This is a genomic window from Altererythrobacter chaiwopuensis (assembly GCF_054957755.1).
Map to the genome: position 1 here is coordinate 1,639,895 of NZ_JBTXJG010000001.1, position 16,105 is coordinate 1,655,999.

General features: G+C 61.0%; 14 protein-coding genes. 8 read left to right on the forward strand and 6 right to left on the reverse strand.

Features of this window, described 5'->3' with window-relative positions:
- Positions 1-6 precede the first annotated feature (6 nt).
- Genes ACX2DJ_RS08130 through ACX2DJ_RS08140 form a run of 3 tightly spaced genes read left to right on the forward strand, consistent with a single transcriptional unit; the run spans position 7 to position 4,519 of the window.
- A complete protein-coding gene (locus ACX2DJ_RS08130; protein ID WP_462571976.1) occupies positions 7-2,178 on the forward strand; it encodes a type I secretion system permease/ATPase in 2,172 nt (723 codons plus the stop codon).
- Positions 2,175-3,230 carry a cell wall hydrolase gene (locus ACX2DJ_RS08135; RefSeq protein ID WP_462571977.1) on the forward strand — a complete coding sequence of 352 codons (1,056 nt, stop codon included), beginning with the start codon at positions 2,175-2,177 and terminating at the stop codon, positions 3,228-3,230. Before ACX2DJ_RS08130 ends, ACX2DJ_RS08135 begins: the two co-directional genes overlap by 4 nt.
- Positions 3,227-4,519, forward strand: coding sequence for an HlyD family type I secretion periplasmic adaptor subunit (locus ACX2DJ_RS08140; RefSeq protein WP_462571978.1), 1,293 nt, complete (start codon positions 3,227-3,229; stop codon positions 4,517-4,519). The genes ACX2DJ_RS08135 and ACX2DJ_RS08140 overlap by 4 nt, the downstream gene beginning before the upstream one ends.
- 62 nt (positions 4,520-4,581) lie before the next feature.
- Here ACX2DJ_RS08140 and ACX2DJ_RS08145 read toward each other — a convergent pair whose 3' ends face one another.
- From ACX2DJ_RS08145 to ACX2DJ_RS08170, 6 genes are all read right to left on the reverse strand, one after another.
- Positions 4,582-5,634, reverse strand: coding sequence for a transglutaminase-like cysteine peptidase (locus ACX2DJ_RS08145; protein WP_462571979.1), 1,053 nt, complete (start codon positions 5,632-5,634; stop codon positions 4,582-4,584).
- 241 nt (positions 5,635-5,875) lie between these two features.
- Positions 5,876-6,646: a cyclase family protein gene (locus ACX2DJ_RS08150; RefSeq protein WP_462571980.1), complete on the reverse strand. Its 771-nt coding sequence runs from the start codon at positions 6,644-6,646 to the stop codon at positions 5,876-5,878.
- A complete protein-coding gene (locus tag ACX2DJ_RS08155; RefSeq protein ID WP_462571981.1) occupies positions 6,643-8,043 on the reverse strand; it encodes a peptide MFS transporter in 1,401 nt (466 codons plus the stop codon). The genes ACX2DJ_RS08150 and ACX2DJ_RS08155 overlap by 4 nt, the downstream gene beginning before the upstream one ends.
- Before the next feature lie 41 nt (positions 8,044-8,084).
- Positions 8,085-8,927, reverse strand: a complete 843-nt coding sequence (locus tag ACX2DJ_RS08160) for a sterol desaturase family protein (protein WP_462571982.1) — start codon at positions 8,925-8,927, stop codon at positions 8,085-8,087.
- 20 nt (positions 8,928-8,947) lie between these two features.
- A complete protein-coding gene (gene aroB, locus ACX2DJ_RS08165; RefSeq protein WP_462571984.1) occupies positions 8,948-10,057 on the reverse strand; it encodes a 3-dehydroquinate synthase in 1,110 nt (369 codons plus the stop codon).
- A complete protein-coding gene (locus ACX2DJ_RS08170) occupies positions 10,048-10,617 on the reverse strand; it encodes a shikimate kinase (protein WP_462571986.1) in 570 nt (189 codons plus the stop codon). Before ACX2DJ_RS08170 ends, aroB begins: the two co-directional genes overlap by 10 nt.
- Positions 10,618-10,655: 38 nt before the next feature.
- Here ACX2DJ_RS08170 and ACX2DJ_RS08175 point away from each other — a divergent pair, with 38 nt between their 5' ends.
- The 5 genes from ACX2DJ_RS08175 (at position 10,656) to ACX2DJ_RS08195 (ending at position 16,101) form a co-directional block, all read left to right on the forward strand.
- Entirely contained in the window at positions 10,656-10,853 is a 198-nt protein-coding gene (locus ACX2DJ_RS08175; protein ID WP_462571987.1) for a hypothetical protein, read from the forward strand.
- Positions 10,853-12,670: a hypothetical protein gene (locus ACX2DJ_RS08180; RefSeq protein WP_462571988.1), complete on the forward strand. Its 1,818-nt coding sequence runs from the start codon at positions 10,853-10,855 to the stop codon at positions 12,668-12,670. The genes ACX2DJ_RS08175 and ACX2DJ_RS08180 overlap by 1 nt, the downstream gene beginning before the upstream one ends.
- Positions 12,670-13,554, forward strand: coding sequence for a tyrosine recombinase (locus tag ACX2DJ_RS08185; RefSeq protein WP_462571989.1), 885 nt, complete (start codon positions 12,670-12,672; stop codon positions 13,552-13,554). Before ACX2DJ_RS08180 ends, ACX2DJ_RS08185 begins: the two co-directional genes overlap by 1 nt.
- 15 nt (positions 13,555-13,569) lie before the next feature.
- Complete coding sequence (locus tag ACX2DJ_RS08190; RefSeq protein WP_462571990.1) at positions 13,570-14,517, forward strand: acetyl-CoA carboxylase carboxyltransferase subunit alpha; 948 nt, start codon at positions 13,570-13,572, stop codon at positions 14,515-14,517.
- Between the two features lie 108 nt (positions 14,518-14,625).
- Positions 14,626-16,101, forward strand: a complete 1,476-nt coding sequence (locus ACX2DJ_RS08195; protein WP_462571991.1) for a M48 family metalloprotease — start codon at positions 14,626-14,628, stop codon at positions 16,099-16,101.
- The last annotated feature ends 4 nt before the right edge of the window (positions 16,102-16,105 follow it).

The window sequence follows — 16,105 nt, forward strand, 5'->3', positions numbered from 1 at the left end:
GTTTTCGTGCTGCAGAACAGGAAGTTGGACGCGCTGCAGGCGAATGACCCGCTGATTCGCTGCATCGGGGAGTTGGCCCGCCGTTATGGTGTGGCCTTCTCCCCGCTGATGTTCGATTCGCTTGCGCGTGACGGGGCAGGGCGCTTGCCCTTCCACCAGTCTGAGGCAGCGATCGAACTGGCCGGGCTCGATTTCGACCGACATGATTACAAGAAATTACCAACCCGCGATGCTGACTATCCGGCGCTGATTTCTACTGTCAATGGTGCGGCGGCGGTGATCGAGCAGGCGCGCGAAGGGGAATTGCTGCTTTGGACCCCGGACGCCGGGGAGGCGAAATGGTTGCCGCGCGATGAGGTGGCGACCGAATATGCCGGCCAGTTTCTGAGCATTTACGGTGACCCGGATTCGCTGCGTGAGCAGGAGGCACCGTGGCACCAGAAAGCACGCCATCACTGGTTCTGGGGTGAGCTGCGCAAGGAGCGCAAGTCTTTCCGCGTGGTGCTGGTGGCTTCGCTGATCATCAATTTACTGGCGTTCGCGCTGCCGCTCTTCACCATGAATGTCTATGATCGGGTGATCCCGAACCGCGCGGTCTCGACACTATGGGTGCTCGGCATCGGTGTGCTGCTGGCCTTTGCGATGGAGTTTGCACTGCGCGCCGCGCGCACCAACGTAATTGACGAAATCGGGCGGCGGCTCGACATCAAGCTATCGCAGAAGATTTTCGGCCGTGTGCTTGGTCTGCCATTGGCTTCTCGCCAGGGCAATACGGGCGCGCTGGCGGCGCGGGTCAGCGAATACGCCATGGTGCGCGATTTCTTCGCCTCTACAACGATTGTGTTGATGGTCGATATTACCTTCCTGGTGCTGTTCGTGGGCGTAATTGCCTATATCGCCGGCTGGCTGGCACTGGTGCCGGTTGTGGCGATGATACTGATGGCTACCGCCGGTTTCTTCCTCCAGCGCAAGGTGGCCGATGCGGCGCGCGATGCGCAGGCCGATCATGGCCTGCAGCAGACCTTGCTGGTAGAATCGGTCGCCGGGATGGAAACGCTCAAGTCGATGAATGGCGAACGAGCGATGATGGGCCGGTGGTACAATCTGGCCGATATCGGCAGCCTGTCGCAACAGCGGCTCAAGAAGATCCAGTCGGTCGCGGTCGGGCTGGCTCAGACTTTCCAGCAGGTCTCATCCATCTCGCTGGTTGTGGGCGGTTATTACCTGTTCGACGCCGGGAAGATCACCATGGGCGCGATTATCGCGATCGTGATGCTGTCTTCGCGCTCGCTCGCCCCGGCAGGACAAATCGCATTTCTGCTCACTCGCTTCCGCCAGGCGCGCGAAACGCTTGGCTCGATCGAGCGGTTGTTCGAGGTTCCCGACGAACGCAAGTTCGGTTCTTCAACGCTGCCGGCGTCGGTGCGTGACGCCACCCTCAAGCTTGAGGATTTGAGCTTTTCCTATCCCGAAGCGCCAGTGCCCGCGCTCGACGGAATCAACCTCACCATCAAGCCTGGTGAAAGGATTTGCCTGATCGGGCGTGTCGCTTCGGGAAAGTCGACGCTGGGAAGGTTAATTTGCGGCCTTTATCAGCCGAGCGAAGGCGCTTTCTTGGTAAATGGTATCGACTCGCGCCAGTTCCGCCCGCAGGACTTGCGCAATGCATTCCGCTTTGTGGGACAGGACGCCACCTTGTTTACCGGTTCGATCAAGGACAATCTCGCTCTCGGCGCGCCCGAGGTTGAAGAAGTGCGTTTGTTTGAGGCTATGCGCATGAGCGGGGCGGACGAGTTTCTGGCGCGCGATGATAGCGGATATGACCGTGCCGTGGGCGAGCAGGGGCGCAGGCTATCAGGCGGGCAACGCAGCTTTTTGGCCTTGGCCCGCGCCTTTGTCAGCCCGTGTGAACTGTTGTTCCTCGATGAGCCGACTGGCGCGATGGATTCTCAGACAGAGCGTCAATTCGTCGAACGGGTGAAGAAATCGCTCGAACCCAATCAGACGCTGCTCATTTCGACCCACCGACCCGCTCTGTTCGACCTTTGCGAGCGAATCATCGTGCTCGACAAGGGGCGCGTGGTGGCTGATGGCAGCAAGCAGGAAATCCTTACCCGCGCAGCCAATCAGGCCGGAATGGGCCAGACAAGTTCGGGCAAGGGAGAAAGTTCCAAGTGAGCGGCAGCATGGCCTCCATCGCCAGGGCTTGGCGCGACACCGGCGGGGCAACTCGCGGCCGAATAGCGCTGGGCGGCGGGTTTGCGAGCGTGCTTGGCGTGGCACTGGCATTTGTGATTGGCAATCCGGGGCCCAGCCGTGCGGAAGCCGGCATGGCCATGCGTTCGAGCGAGGTGGCGCGGCTCAAGAATCTTGACCAGGGCGCACAGGCCGAACTCGTGATCGAAGGGAAGAGCGCGCAGCAACGCAACGCCATGATCCCGACAGCCGATCTGCCGCTCATCCGGCAGGCCGGATTTAGCTCGATTTCCAAGGGCACAGCGCAATTTAACAGTGCGCTCACCTGTCTGACGCAGGCGATCTATTACGAGGCAGCCAACGAGCCGGTGAAGGGCAAGCGTGCAGTGGCGCAAGTGGTGCTCAACCGCCTGAGGCACCCGGCCTATCCCAACTCGGTATGCGGCGTGGTATATGAAGGTGCTTACCAGCGCGTTTGCCAATTCAGTTTCACTTGTGATGGCGCATTGCTGCGCCAGCCGCTGGCGCGCCAGTGGAGCGAGGCTCAGGCCGTGGCGAAAGATATGCTGGCCGGAAAGGTTGAGCCCTCTGTCGGCACGGCAACGCATTATCATGCCGATTATGTCGTGCCGCGCTGGGCCTTCACGCTCGCGAAGATTGAACAGATCGGAACCCACATTTTCTATCGTTTTCCGGGCAGCGCGGGCGATAAGTCCGCTTTCAGCCGCAAGTGGAACGGTTATGAGGCGGTTCCAACGATCGATTTCGATCGGCTGCGCGGATTGTTGGCCGCCAATATTATCGAGCCGGAGGAACCGGAATATACGCCAGGCCTTACGGTTGCACCGCATGTTGCCGATCGCCACGCACCGAGCGATGTAGGCGGCCGGATCGACACCACCAAGAACTGGCGCCCGTCGATTCCCGATCCAGTCAATTCTGTGGGCTCTTATGGCGTGGCCCGTGCGAAGCAAGGTGAATCCAGCGGCGGTGCCAATATTGCCATCGCCGATCTCGATGAGGGTCGACAGTGAACGCGACAATAAACGCGACAGTGAAGAAGTGGTACGAGACAGTTTCCGATTGGGATGCCAATCGGAAGCTCATTGCGGCGTGCGCGCTGACGTTCTTCGTCCTGTTGCTTTGGGCCAGCGTGGCGCAGACAGAAGAGGTGACGCGCGGCATGGGCAAGGTCATCCCATCGTCCAAGGCTCAATTGGTTCAACCCGCCGAGGCTTCAGTCATAGAAGAGATACTGGTGCGCACCGGGCAGAGCGTGAAGAAGGGCCAGCTGCTGGTCAGGCTTGACGATGATATCGCAGATTCAGAGCTGAGTCGGCTGCAGACCGAAAATGCGCGGCTGACTGCGCGATCGGCGCGGCTCGAAGGCGAGGCGACCGGGACCGAACTTGGCTGCGAAGAAGGCAGTACTTGCGTAGAGGAGCAGCGCCTGCAGGAAGTACGTTTGGCGACTGCACGCAGCCAGCAATTGTCGCTCGCCTCTGCCGTGGAGCAGCGCCGGCGCGACCTCAGCGAAGCCCAAGCAACTGTATCCACGTTGGAAAACAGTGCCCGTCTGGCTCAGGAACAGGTTAGCATGCTCGAGCCGTTGGCGGCGCAGGGTATCGTTCCGCGTACAGAATTAATCACCGCCCAGCGCGACCTCATTGATACGCGCGGCCGGTTGGCTGCCGCGCGTCAGGCTGTTGCGCGTTCACAGGCTGCGATCCGTCAGGCCCAAGCCGATCTTGCAGCTGCGCGCAGCGAATTCCGCCAGCAGGCTCTCAACGAACAGTCTGAAATCAACACCCGCATTGCGGTGAATCAGGAGACAATCCGCGGGGCACAGGCACGCCGCAACCGCAATGAACTGCGCTCTCCCGCCGATGGCATCGTCAACAATGTCCAGATCACGACAGTAGGCGGATTTGTGGGCGCGGGCGAAGAGATCATGCAGGTGGTGCCGGTGGGCGACAAGCTGCTGGTCGAAGCGCGGATCAACCCCAAGGACATCGCGTTTATCGCGGTGGGCGACCGGGCCAATGTAAAGGTCACCGCCTATGACTTTGCCACCTATGGCGGGCTGCGCGGTGAAGTGCTTCAGGTGAGCGCGGACAGCGTCTATGACGAAGTCGAGCGCGAGACCTACTACACTGTGCTGATCGAGACCGATCGTTCGTTTCTTGAGCGCGGCGGGCAACGCCTGCCGATCGTGCCCGGCATGATCTGTGACGTCGAGGTCATTACCGGCAGCAAGAGCGTGCTGAGTTATCTGTTGAAGCCGATCTCTCGCGGCCTCAACGAGGCGTTGACCGAACGCTGAGGCGAATGCAGGGTTGGGTCTTGGCCCTGCTCAAACCCTGGCGAGATTCAAGCAAATTCTCGTCAGTTGGCGTAGGCAACACGCATGGTGCGCGGACCCGGAGGCCCACCCAGGGTAGTGCCGTGGATAAAGCGCTCGCCCGCGGCAAAACTCATTACCGGGCGATAGCCATAATCTGCACTGGCAGGGGCAACCCGGTCGCTCGCCATGTCAAGCATGAACCATTCGCCTTCGTGCCGCACTAAAAGAACCGCGTGATCGGCCCGGCGCAATGTGTCGCGCGCCAACGTGAGCATCATGTCCTCGCGTGCAACTCCCGCCGCGCCCAGCAATTGCATCTTGAGGATCGCATAGTCCTCGCAATCGCCCATGCGGCTGCGCAAAGTGGTGCGCGCATCGGCCCAATAGTCGCGCCGTCCGAATTGTGCGTTGTCAAGGCGATAGGTGATTTCGTTATTTACCCAGCGGTTGACCGCCATCATCAGGTTGGTGCGATCGCTTGGCACATCGCCCAGTGTAGACGCTACATCGCTGGCGGAAAGCTGTTGTGTGGCTACCCGCTCCCACGAGGCATCGAAGCGGGTGCGACCGATGCGGATCCGTTCTGTGCCGAGGAAGCGGCCCGCGCTGCGAATGGTCGGCCAGCGGCTGCCATTGGTGGTGATGGTGCTGGTTACGGCATAGGAGGCTGTAAGCGTGTCGGCGGCGCTAGGCGAGGTGCGTGCGCCCAGCAATTCGCATGCGCGGGCCTGCCCGGCGGTTAGTGCAGGCGCGGCCGCCACGGTGGCGGCGGCCTTGGGCAGCGCTGCAGGAATTACTTGACCGGCCTGTTCCAACCGCATCCGCTCAAGCGCGCTCATTTGCCCGCCCAGGATTGCGGCGCTTTTGGCCATGCGCGCGCCGGTAAAAGAAGCCGCGAGCGGGTGCGAGCCGGCCGCCAGTTGGGGCACCAGTTGCGGCATGCAGGCGGCCTCAGAGATGCCCACGGCGGCAAGTGGCATCGCGCTCGGCATGGTTACGGCCAATTGCGGAGAGGCGGCGGCCAGCGGCGCGGCAGCAAGTCCGGCAAGAAGGCTCGACCCGAGCCCTGCGGCAAGATGGGACCTTTTGATCATGGTCCCGCTTTGCACCCGCACCTCTCACCATGAGGTTTGAAGAGAGGGTTACCAAATCGCTAGGGAAGATTGACGGCAATTGCATGCCACCTTCACGGCAGGCACGTGCTAACGGGGTTTGGATGGTTAACGCGGCGTTTGCGTCCGTGGGTGAGCTTGGTGAAAAAGCTATGCCCTGCTTGCATCAATCGCCCATGCGCGCGGCAATCCTGCCCGCCAAGGTCGAGGCGATGAGGGCCAATTACCTCTCAAGGATCGCCACGGCCCGGATCCACCCCGCGCTTGCGCGTTCGATCTTCACCGGGAAACAGCTGAACATAAAGCCGAAATCCGGCAGCGCGGCAAGGTTGGTCAGCTTCTCGATCTGGTAATAGGGGCGAATGCGGCCCGCCTTGTGCCCTTCCCAGATGATCGAGGGATCGCGCGTCTCGGCCCAGCGCTTCGCGGTGTGGCTGAACGGCGCGTCCCAACTCCAGGCATCTGTGCCGACAACTTCCACACCGCGCTCGGTCAACCACAGCGTGGCCTCCGCGCCAAGCCCCACGCCCTGATCGGTAAAATTGTCCGTTCCATAGACCGCGCCGGACTGAACCAGCACGATGTCGAGCGGTTGCAGTTCGTAACCTATCTTGTCGAAGGCGTCGTTCAGCTCCGCTGCACTCACCACATGGCCATGCGGCAGGTGGCTGAAATCGAGCTTCACGCCCGGCCGGAAGAATCGATCAAGCGGCGCTTCGTCAATGCTGGGGGCAGGGTGCTGGCCGCTGTCTGTCGTCGAATGGTAATGCCACGGCGCATCCATATGCGTGCCGTTATGCGTGCTCAGCTCAAGGAATTCGACCGCCCAGCCTTCGCCGTCGGGCAAGTCATCCTGCTCCAGCCCGGGAAAGAACATGGCGATCTGCTGCCATGTGTCCCGGTGGGTCATATAGGTGATCCTGGGCCGCATAACCTCGGGATCGGAGATCACCTCATTGGTGATCGGGATCGAAAGATCGATAAAGCGGGTCATGCCAGTGCTACTTCCTCCGAAGATGCTTCATGCATCAGGCGCGGTGCGAGCAGCAGCTTGAACAGCACGAAGACCGCGCCGGCACCAGCAGCAAAGCCCATGTGGATCAGCCAGAATTGCGTTACCGGCATGGTTTCAAACCAGCCACCGACATAACCCACAATCGAATTGGCTGCGAAGAACGAAAGGAAATATAGCCCGATCACCGTGCCGGCGATCTGCCTGGGCGCCAGGCGAGCGAACAGGGCAAGGCTAACCGGCAGCATGTGGGCAAAGCCGATCGAGTTTACGATATGAAACATCACCGGCCAGAATAGCCCGATCTTTTCTCCTGCTGGAGTGGTAGCCGCAGCCATATAGAGGCAGGCCGTCCCCCCGATCGAGAATAGCGAGCCGATGATGATCTTGGACAGTTCGTCAGGCTCGTTCCATCTTGTTTTCCACCAACGATAGAATGCGGCGACACCGGCCAGGAAGCTGACGGAAACGATCGCGTCCAAGGTGATCAACCAAGTAGTAGGCAGTTTCTCTTCGCCCCAATAGAGCGCGAATTGCTGGTCTCCCCAAACCAGATAAGCATTGAATATCTGGTTGTTGGGAACGATCGCAATTGCCAGAACAGGGATTAGCAGCAGCAAAGCAATAGTGGCGAGCCAATCCTTCCGGTTCATCGGGTCGCTTGCTTTCTTTGCCTTTTTGTCCGGCACGTCAAAATGCTCTTTCGGCAAATATTTCTGCCCGGCGACATAGATTGCCAAGCCAACCAGCATGCCCACACCCGCAGCACCAAAGCCCCAGTGCCAGCCCATCGTCTCTCCCAGCGTACCAACCACTAACGGGCTTGCGATGACACCGGCGTTGATACCAAGATAGAAGATCTGGAATGCATCGGCACGGCGCAGATCTTCGGGCCTGTAGAGGCTGCCGACCTGGCTTGAGATATTACCTTTGAACATGCCCGAACCTAGAATCAGGCAAAGCAGAGCGAACAAGAAGGTGACATTGAATGCCATCAGAAAATGGCCCAATGCCATGGTGATGGCGCCAAGAAGTACCGTACGGCGTTTGCCCAGCACCTTGTCGGCCAGCAGACCGCCCAGGATCGGTGTCAGATAGACGCTAGCAGCATAAGTGCCGAAGATAGCACTTGCGAATGCCTGGCCTTCCAGTCCGCCATAAATCGCGCGCAATTGCTCTATGCCTGCCACTTGCTCGACATTGCCGGGCAAAAGCAGAAAATTGACCATGTAAAGCACCAGCAATGCCTGCATGCCGTAAAAGCTGAACCGCTCCCACGCTTCGGTGAAGGCGAGGTAGCCCAGGCCCTTGGGGTGCCCCAGGAAACTCTTGTCGTCCCAGTCGAAATCGAGATCTGGTGTTGCTTCGCCAACGGTCATTTGTGCATCCTCATTGGTTATGCTGGCTCGCGGCCATGGGTTCACTCGTCGTCTGTGTCGCGATTGATCGGATATCCGCTGGCCGGCCCCAGCATTGGCTGGATCAGCATCCGGTCGAGCCACAACTCGCGGGTGTTGCGGAACTGTTCGATGCCGATCGTCATGCCTTCGTGGCCGTCCCGAGGCTGCGCGCGATAAGTGCCCAGCAGCCGGTCCCACCATGGCAAATTAAAGCCGAAGTTCGAATTCGTTTCGCTGGGATGGATCGAATGGTGGACCCGGTGCATGTCTGGCGTGACCACGATCAGGCGCAGCAATCGGTCCACCCTCTGCGGCAGAGCGATATTGGAATGGTTGAACATGGATGTGGCGTTGAGCAGAACCTCGAATACCAGAACAGCGAGGGCAGGGGGCCCAAGCGCAGCAACTACTGCCAGCTTGTAGGCCATCGACAGCAGGATTTCGACTGGATGAAACCGCAGCCCCGTGGTGACGTCGAACTCGAGATCGGCATGATGCATCCGGTGCAGGCGCCACAGGCCGGGCACGGCGTGAAACATCACATGCTGGAGGTATATGGCGAGGTCAAGCGCGAGCAGTGACAAGATGAATGCGAGCCAGAAAGGCATATCAAAAGCGTTGAACAGCCCCCAGCCGCGCTCTTGCGCCATCAGCGCCAGCCCCACTGCGACAAGGGGGAAGGCCAGCCGCACCAGCAGCGTGTCAAGCGCGACGATGCCGAGGTTGCTGCTCCAGCGCAGCAGGCGCGGGATTTCGCGGCGGCGGCGTGGGGCGGCCACTTCCCACAATGCCATTGCGGCGAGAACGCCGAGGAAGAAGCCCATGCGGATCAGCGGTTCGTTTGTCAGAATGATCGCTGTCATTGATCTGGCCCTTGTCTCGTTCAGGCAGCCTGCAACTGTTCGTCCAGGAAGGCAGCGATATCGCTCAGTTCGATATCGCGGGCCAGAAATGCTGCGCCTATGCTGCGCAGCAAAATGAACGGCAATGTTCCTGCGTCCATCTTCTTGTCGTGCAGCATGTGACCGGCCAGCTTGCGTCCGTTGCAGTCGAGATTGAGAGCGGAGATTTCAGTGGGCAAACCGGCGGTCGCTATCGCGGCGGCAACGCGTTTTGCATCGCTGATTGAGATCAGTCCGCGCCGCGCCGAATAACGGGCGGCCAGTACCATGCCCAGTGCTACGCCTTCGCCGTGCAGCAGCTGGTCGGAAAATCCGGTTTCGGCTTCGAGCGCATGCCCGAATGTATGCCCGAGGTTCAGCAGCGCACGCATACCTTGTGTTTCGCGCTCATCCTCCGCCACGATCCGCGCTTTGGCCGCAACGCTGGTTGCGACCGCATGCTCAATTGCCGCTGGCTCGCGAGCGACTACTTCGGGACCATGTTCGCCAAGCCAGTCGAAGAAATCGGAATCGCCCAAAATACCGTATTTGATCACTTCGGCATAACCGGCGCGCATCTCGCGGTCGGGCAATGTGTCGAGTGCAGTCAAGTCTGCCAGCACCAGTGAGGGCTGATGGAACGCGCCGATCAGATTCTTGCCCGCCGCAGTATTGATCGCCGTCTTGCCGCCAACCGAGCTATCGACTTGCGCCAACAGTGTGGTTGGGATCTGCACGAACCCGCAGCCGCGCTTGAGGATCGCGCAGGCAAAGCCGGTGAGATCGCCCACCACGCCGCCACCCAGGGCAAACACATGGTCGCCGCGTTCGATACCTCGCTCAAGCAGCCAGTCTGTAAGCCCCTGGAGGCCCTGCCAGCTCTTGGAGCCTTCTCCCGGAGCAACATCGTACCAGTCAATTTCGCGCTCATCCGCACGTAGCGCAGTTTCGAGCTTTGCGCCGTGGTGCGCACGCGCATTGGCATCTGCAACAACCGCAACCCGCTTCTTGCGGAGAAACGGGGCAGCATGCTGCGCGACCCCCTCAATCAGGTCGCGCGCGACAAGCACGTCATAACTTCGGCCTGCCAGTTGGACCGGGATCACAGCCATTTGTCGAGCGCCTCCAATATCTTCGCCACAGTTGCATCCTGCGGTCCAGTGTCGCTCATGACATGGATCGGCGCCTGCGCATAGAAGGGGCGGCGCTCGTCATAAAGGCGGGAAAGGATCTCGCGCGGGTTCCCGCCTTTGAGCAAAGGCCTCGTCTCGCGCCTGCTTGTGCGGTCAACCAATGTGTCGATCTCGCAGTCGATCCACACCGCTACCGCTTGTGCCAGGATCAGTGCACGGGTCTGGTCGTTGACAAAGGCTCCGCCGCCGGTGGCTATCACCCCGCTTTCGTTCTCGATCAAACGTGCAATGACGCGCCGTTCACCGTCGCGGAAATAGCCTTCACCGAATTCCTCGAATATTTCGGAGATGCTGCGCTGTGCGGCATTTTCGATTTCTTCATCGGCATCGACGAAATTGCAGCCCATTATATTCGCGAGGCGCCGCCCGACGGACGATTTGCCTGCGCCCATAAGGCCGACCAGCACCAGAGGGCGGTCGAGCCTGGCCGTGATGCCGGAAAGCAGCTCCGCGCTGAAAGAAGAACGTTCTTCGGTCATTGCCCAGCGGCCTATAGATCGGCTAGTGGCCATGCAATATGGCACGCAAGCGCAGCTCAATTCTTTCGCTCGATGGTTCCGCACCGCGCCCGCCTGGCAACAAGCGGGTGTATGGTGGGCGGATTTGGTTCTGGCTCGGCCTTCTCGGTGCTGTGCTGGTGCTGGCCTGGTTTGATGGCGGGGAAGAGCCGATCCGCCCGATCACACATGAAATACCGTTGCCGGGGGCTGGTTGATGGCTAGCTGGAAATGGTTGGGCGGGGCAGCGATTGCTCTCACCGCTACGCTCTCATTCGCTCAGGACGCGCCCGAATCGCTTCTTCCGCCGGGATTTGACGATCCCACCCCTGCACCCACACCCAGGCCCGGCCCGGATGCGCCGACAACCCCGGCTGTGCCGGGCGCGCCAACGGTCCAGCCTCTGCCCGGCGAATTCACCCCGGGGCCGGACTTCTCGCAGTTTGACTTCAGTTCGATTCCGACGATCGAGCAGATCGAGGAAATGACGCCTGACGAGCTTGACGAGCTGCTGGGCCTGCGCCCTAGCTACGATATTCCGCCTGCTGCCCAGCGCGCGATGACACGTGTTGGGGTTGTCGACGCCAGCGAAGGCGGATTGCCGTCGAGGTCGCTCGCGCGCCAGCCGGCGGGGTTGGTGCGTGCAGTGCTTGAAGGGCTTGGAGGCCCGGTGGTTTCGCGCTGGGGGCATATCCTGCTGCGCCGGGCGCTTGCCAGCCGCCTCGAGACCCCAGCCGGGATGAACCCGGTCGAATTCGCGGGGTTAAGGGCGCAGGCGCTCAATCGCATGGGCGAATATGCGGCAGCGCGCGCGCTGATGCAGGATGTCGATACCGGCAATTGGGACGACTTGATGGTCGACAATGCGCTGGAGGCCTATCTGGCGACAACCGATGTGATTGGAACCTGTCCGATCGTGCGGCTGCGCGGGCCGGATCGCGATGATGCCCAATGGCAGATGCTGCGCGCTATCTGCAGTGCCTATTCAGGCGATGGTGTGCTTGCCGGGTCGCAGCTCGACCGTGCGCTACGTACCGAGCTTGCGCCGCAGATCGATGTGCTGCTGGCACAGCGGCTGGCGGGTGCAGCCGGGCGTGGGCGGCGCGCGGTCGATATCGAGTGGGATGGGGTCGAGGAATTGAACCCCTGGCGCTTTGCCCTGGCCAATGCCGTGGGTGAGGAAATCCCTGAACCGCTCCGCCGCGACTTCGATCCCTACTATGAACGAATCTCGGCGTTCACCCCAATGCTGCCGCTAACCTTGCGAGCGCAAGGGGCAGATCGCGCGGCGCGCGAAGGTATTTTCTCCGCCCAGGCAATGGTTGATCTATATAGCCAGATCTATGTTGATGAGAGTGTTGTGGGTGATGCCGCCGATACCGCCACTCAATTGCGCGAGGCCTATGTCGGCACCGATCCGCAGGCACGGTTGGGAGCGATGCAGGCGATATGGGGCGGTGATTTCGCCAGAGACTACGGTCGCTATGTTCTGACAGCTTATGCCGCAGCGCGGATGCCGGCTTCGGCCGATTATGTCGATGCAGCGCCCGCATTGCTGACTTCGATGCTTACCGCAGGGCTGGATCGCGATGCCAATGCCTGGAGCCGTGTGGTTGAACCGGGGAGCGCTGGCTGGGCGCTGGTGACTTTGGCAAGGGCGGGAACAGGCACGGCTTCGCGCCAGGCAGTAGACGGATTTATCGACGACGACGACAGCGGCAATTACCGCCGATCAAAGCTGCTGCTGGCGGGGCTTGCCGGTTTGGGCCGTGTTTCCGGCGCCGATCTGGGTAATTTTTCAAGCCGGGTTTCGCTTGATCTGGATCGCGAAACGCGCTGGTCACGCACCATTACGCGCGCTGCCGAGGTGAACAATCGTGCGCTTGTAGCACTGCTGGCGGGGCTGGGTATGCAGGGTGAAGGGTGGCAGCGGATGACACCGCGCCATCTTTATTACATTGTATCTTCGCTACGGCAGGTGGGGCTGAATGCCGAAGCCCGCATGATCGCTGCGGAGGCGATCGCGCGCGGCTGATGGGCGCGGCAAGCCAGGCCTTCCTCGAGATGCTGGCGGCAGAACGCGGGGCAGCGGTCAATACTCTGGCTGCCTATCGCCGCGATCTTGATGGGGCGGAGGAACTGATCGGCGATTTGGCGCAGGTTGCCCGCGATGATGTTGCGCGGTTGGCGGCGGCGTGGTCAGGTCTCGCGCCCTCGACGGTTGCGCGCAAAAGCTCGGCGCTGCGCCAGTTTTTCGGCTTTGCGGTGGATGAAGGCTGGCGGAAGGATGATCCGTCTTCCGCGTTACCCCGCCCCCGCGCCCGCCGCCCGCTGCCCAGAATTCTCTCACACCAGGATGTAGAAAAGCTGTTCGATCGCGCAGAGTTCGAGGCCGATAGTGGCAGCCCCTCGGCGATCCGTCAGCTCGTGCTGATCGAATTACTCTATGGCTCCGGTCTGCGCGCAACCGAGCTAGTCTCACTGCCGCTTTCCGCCGTGCCGCGCGACGCGCCGCTGTTGACGGTAACGGGCAAGGGTGGGCAGGCGCGCATGGTGCCGGTGAGTGAGCGCGCACGCGAAGCGCTGGTTCGCTGGCTGGCCGTGCGTGCCGACACAGGGGCACAAACATCGCGCTATCTGTTCCCTTCGCGGGCCGGCCATCTCACTCGGGTGCGGCTGTTCCAATTGCTCAAGGAACTGGCCGCGCGCGCGAACATCGATCCCGCAGGCGTCAGCCCGCATGTGCTGCGCCATGCCTTTGCTACCCACTTGTTGGAGGGTGGGGCGGACCTTCGGGTGCTGCAAACATTGCTTGGCCACGCCGATATTTCGACCACGCAGATATACACCCATGTTGACGCAGCCCGGCTTGTGGCGTTGGTCAATGCACGCCATCCTCTTGCCCGACGCGCCACTTAAGACTAGCGGGGCAGGATGATTTCCTACCTCGATTTCGAGAAGCCCGTTGCCAAGCTGGAAGAGCGGATCGCTGAACTGCGTTCCGCCGCCGAGGGTGGCGAGGTCAAAATCACCGCCGAGATCAAACGTCTCGAGAAGAAAAGCCGCGATTTGCTGACCGGCACCTATGCTTCGCTCACCCCGTGGCAAAAGACGCAGGTTGCGCGCCATCCGCAGCGGCCGCATTTTCGCGATTATGTCAAACATGCGTTTGACGAATTCGTGCCGCTGGGCGGCGATCGCCATTTCGGCGAGGACGAGGCGATCATGGGCGGCTTTGCCCGGCTGAAGGGCCGGCGTATTGTCCTGATCGGTCACGAAAAGGGGCACGACACAGAAACGCGGTTGAAACACAATTTCGGGATGGGCAAACCTGAAGGTTATCGCAAGGCGATCCGCCTGATGGAACTTGCCGGGCGGTTTGGCCTGCCGGTGGTGACACTGGTCGATACTTCCGGGGCATTCCCGGGGGTCGAAGCGGAAGAGCGAGGCCAGGCTGAAGCTATCGCTCGCTCGACCGAGGCTTGTCTGGCCCTGCCAGTGCCGATGGTGGCGACAATCGTGGGTGAAGGCGGTTCGGGCGGTGCGGTCGCGCTGGCGAGTGCAGAGCGGGTGCTGATGCTTGAGCATGCAGTCTATTCGGTGATCTCGCCCGAAGGTTGCGCATCGATCCTGTGGCGTACCGCCGAAAAGGCGCCGGATGCGGCGGAGGCGATGAAGGTCACTGCGCAGCACCTAAAGCGCCTCAAGGTGATTGACCGGATCGTGAAAGAGCCTGAGGGCGGGGCACATCGTGCACCTGAGGCGATGGCGCGCGCGCTTGGCAGCGCGATTGCCGAAGAACTCGACAAATTGGCGAAGAAGTCCGCCGAAGAGCTCAGGCGCATGCGCGAAGAGCGCTTCCTGCAAATTGGTGCAAGCTGAACCGTTCTTCCTGAACGAGCGAGCAGCCTTGCAGTCTTGCCGCTGATCAGCGATGCTGTACCATCGCGCGGGTGGGGCGCATTGACTGCAAAAAAACGGAGATGTGTCATGACTATCTCGCTCAAACCGCTCGCATTTGTAACCGTCGCCCCGCTCGCGCTGGCTTTGACCGGTTGCATGGGCGGCGCCATTCCCAGCGCCTCCACACCGATCACCCAGGCAGAGGCCCAGCAGGGTGCCGAATTCCATCCCCAGTTGCTGGCTGAATTTGGCGGCGCGATGAGCGGCTCACAGGCCACCTATGTCGCGCAGGTGGGCAAGAATATCGCGGTGCAATCGGGCTTGGGCAATGCGCGCGAAAGTTTCACCGTTTCGTTGCTCAACAGTTCGGTCAATAACGCCTTCGCGGTCCCCGGCGGCTATGTCTACACCACGCGCCAGCTGGTTGGATTGATGAATAATGAGGCCGAACTGGCAGCGGTTCTGGGGCATGAAGTGGCGCATGTGGCAGCGCGCCATTCGCAGCGCCGCCAGCAGGCCGCACAGCAGAATACCTTGCTGGGGGCGGCAGGGGCGATCTTGTCGGGCGTCTTGCTTGGCAACAGCGCCATCGGCGACACGTTGAGCCGGGGGTTTTTGCAGGGTTCGCAGTTACTGACGCTCAAATTCTCGCGCAGCCAGGAACTTCAGGCGGATGATCTTGGTATCCAGTATCTGACCAAGGCGGGATATGATCCGCGCGCTATGAGCACGGTTTTGTCCAGTCTGGCCGCGCAGAACGCGCTTGAGGCGCGGCTAACGGGGCAGGGCGAGACAAGGCCGCCCGCATGGGCCTCCACCCACCCCGATCCCGCCAGCCGGGTGCAGACCGCGCTGAGCAAGGCGCAGGGTTTGCCGGGCTCGGTGGTCAACCGCGACACCTTTCTGACCAGCATTGACGGGCTGATTTACGGTGATGATCCATCACAAGGTATGGTCGAGGGGCGCAATTTCATTCATCCCGACCTGCGGCTGAGCTTCACAGCTCCGCAGGGATTTTACATGATCAATGGCACCCGCGCGGTAACTATCAATGGCCAATCGGGCAAAGCGCAGCTGACACTCGCGCCATATAGCGGTGACCTGAGCGCCTATGTGCGGCAGCAATTCACCACGCTAGGTGGAGATCAGCAACAGCTTGCCCCGCAAACGCTCGAACGCACCACGATCAACGGGATTCCCGCCGCCTATGGTATGGCGCGGGTGAACAGTGGCAACAGCCAGGTCGATGTGGTGGTCTATGCCTATGAATTTGCCAGAGATCGCGCGTATCACTTCGCCACGATCACGCCAGCTGGCCAATCCAATGTGTTCAATTCGATGTTCCAGTCGATGCGCCGGATCAGCGCGAGCGAAGCGGCGGCGGTGGTTCCGCGCCGGGTTGACGTGGTGACGGTGCAGCGCGGCGAAAGCGTGGCGTCGCTGGCACGGCGCATGGCGTTCGACAATGCGCAGGAGGATCGCTTTCGCGTACTCAACGGGCTTGGTTCGGGTGACCAGGTGCAAGCCGGGCAAAAAGTGAAACTGGTGGTGCGGGACCGGTAAGAGC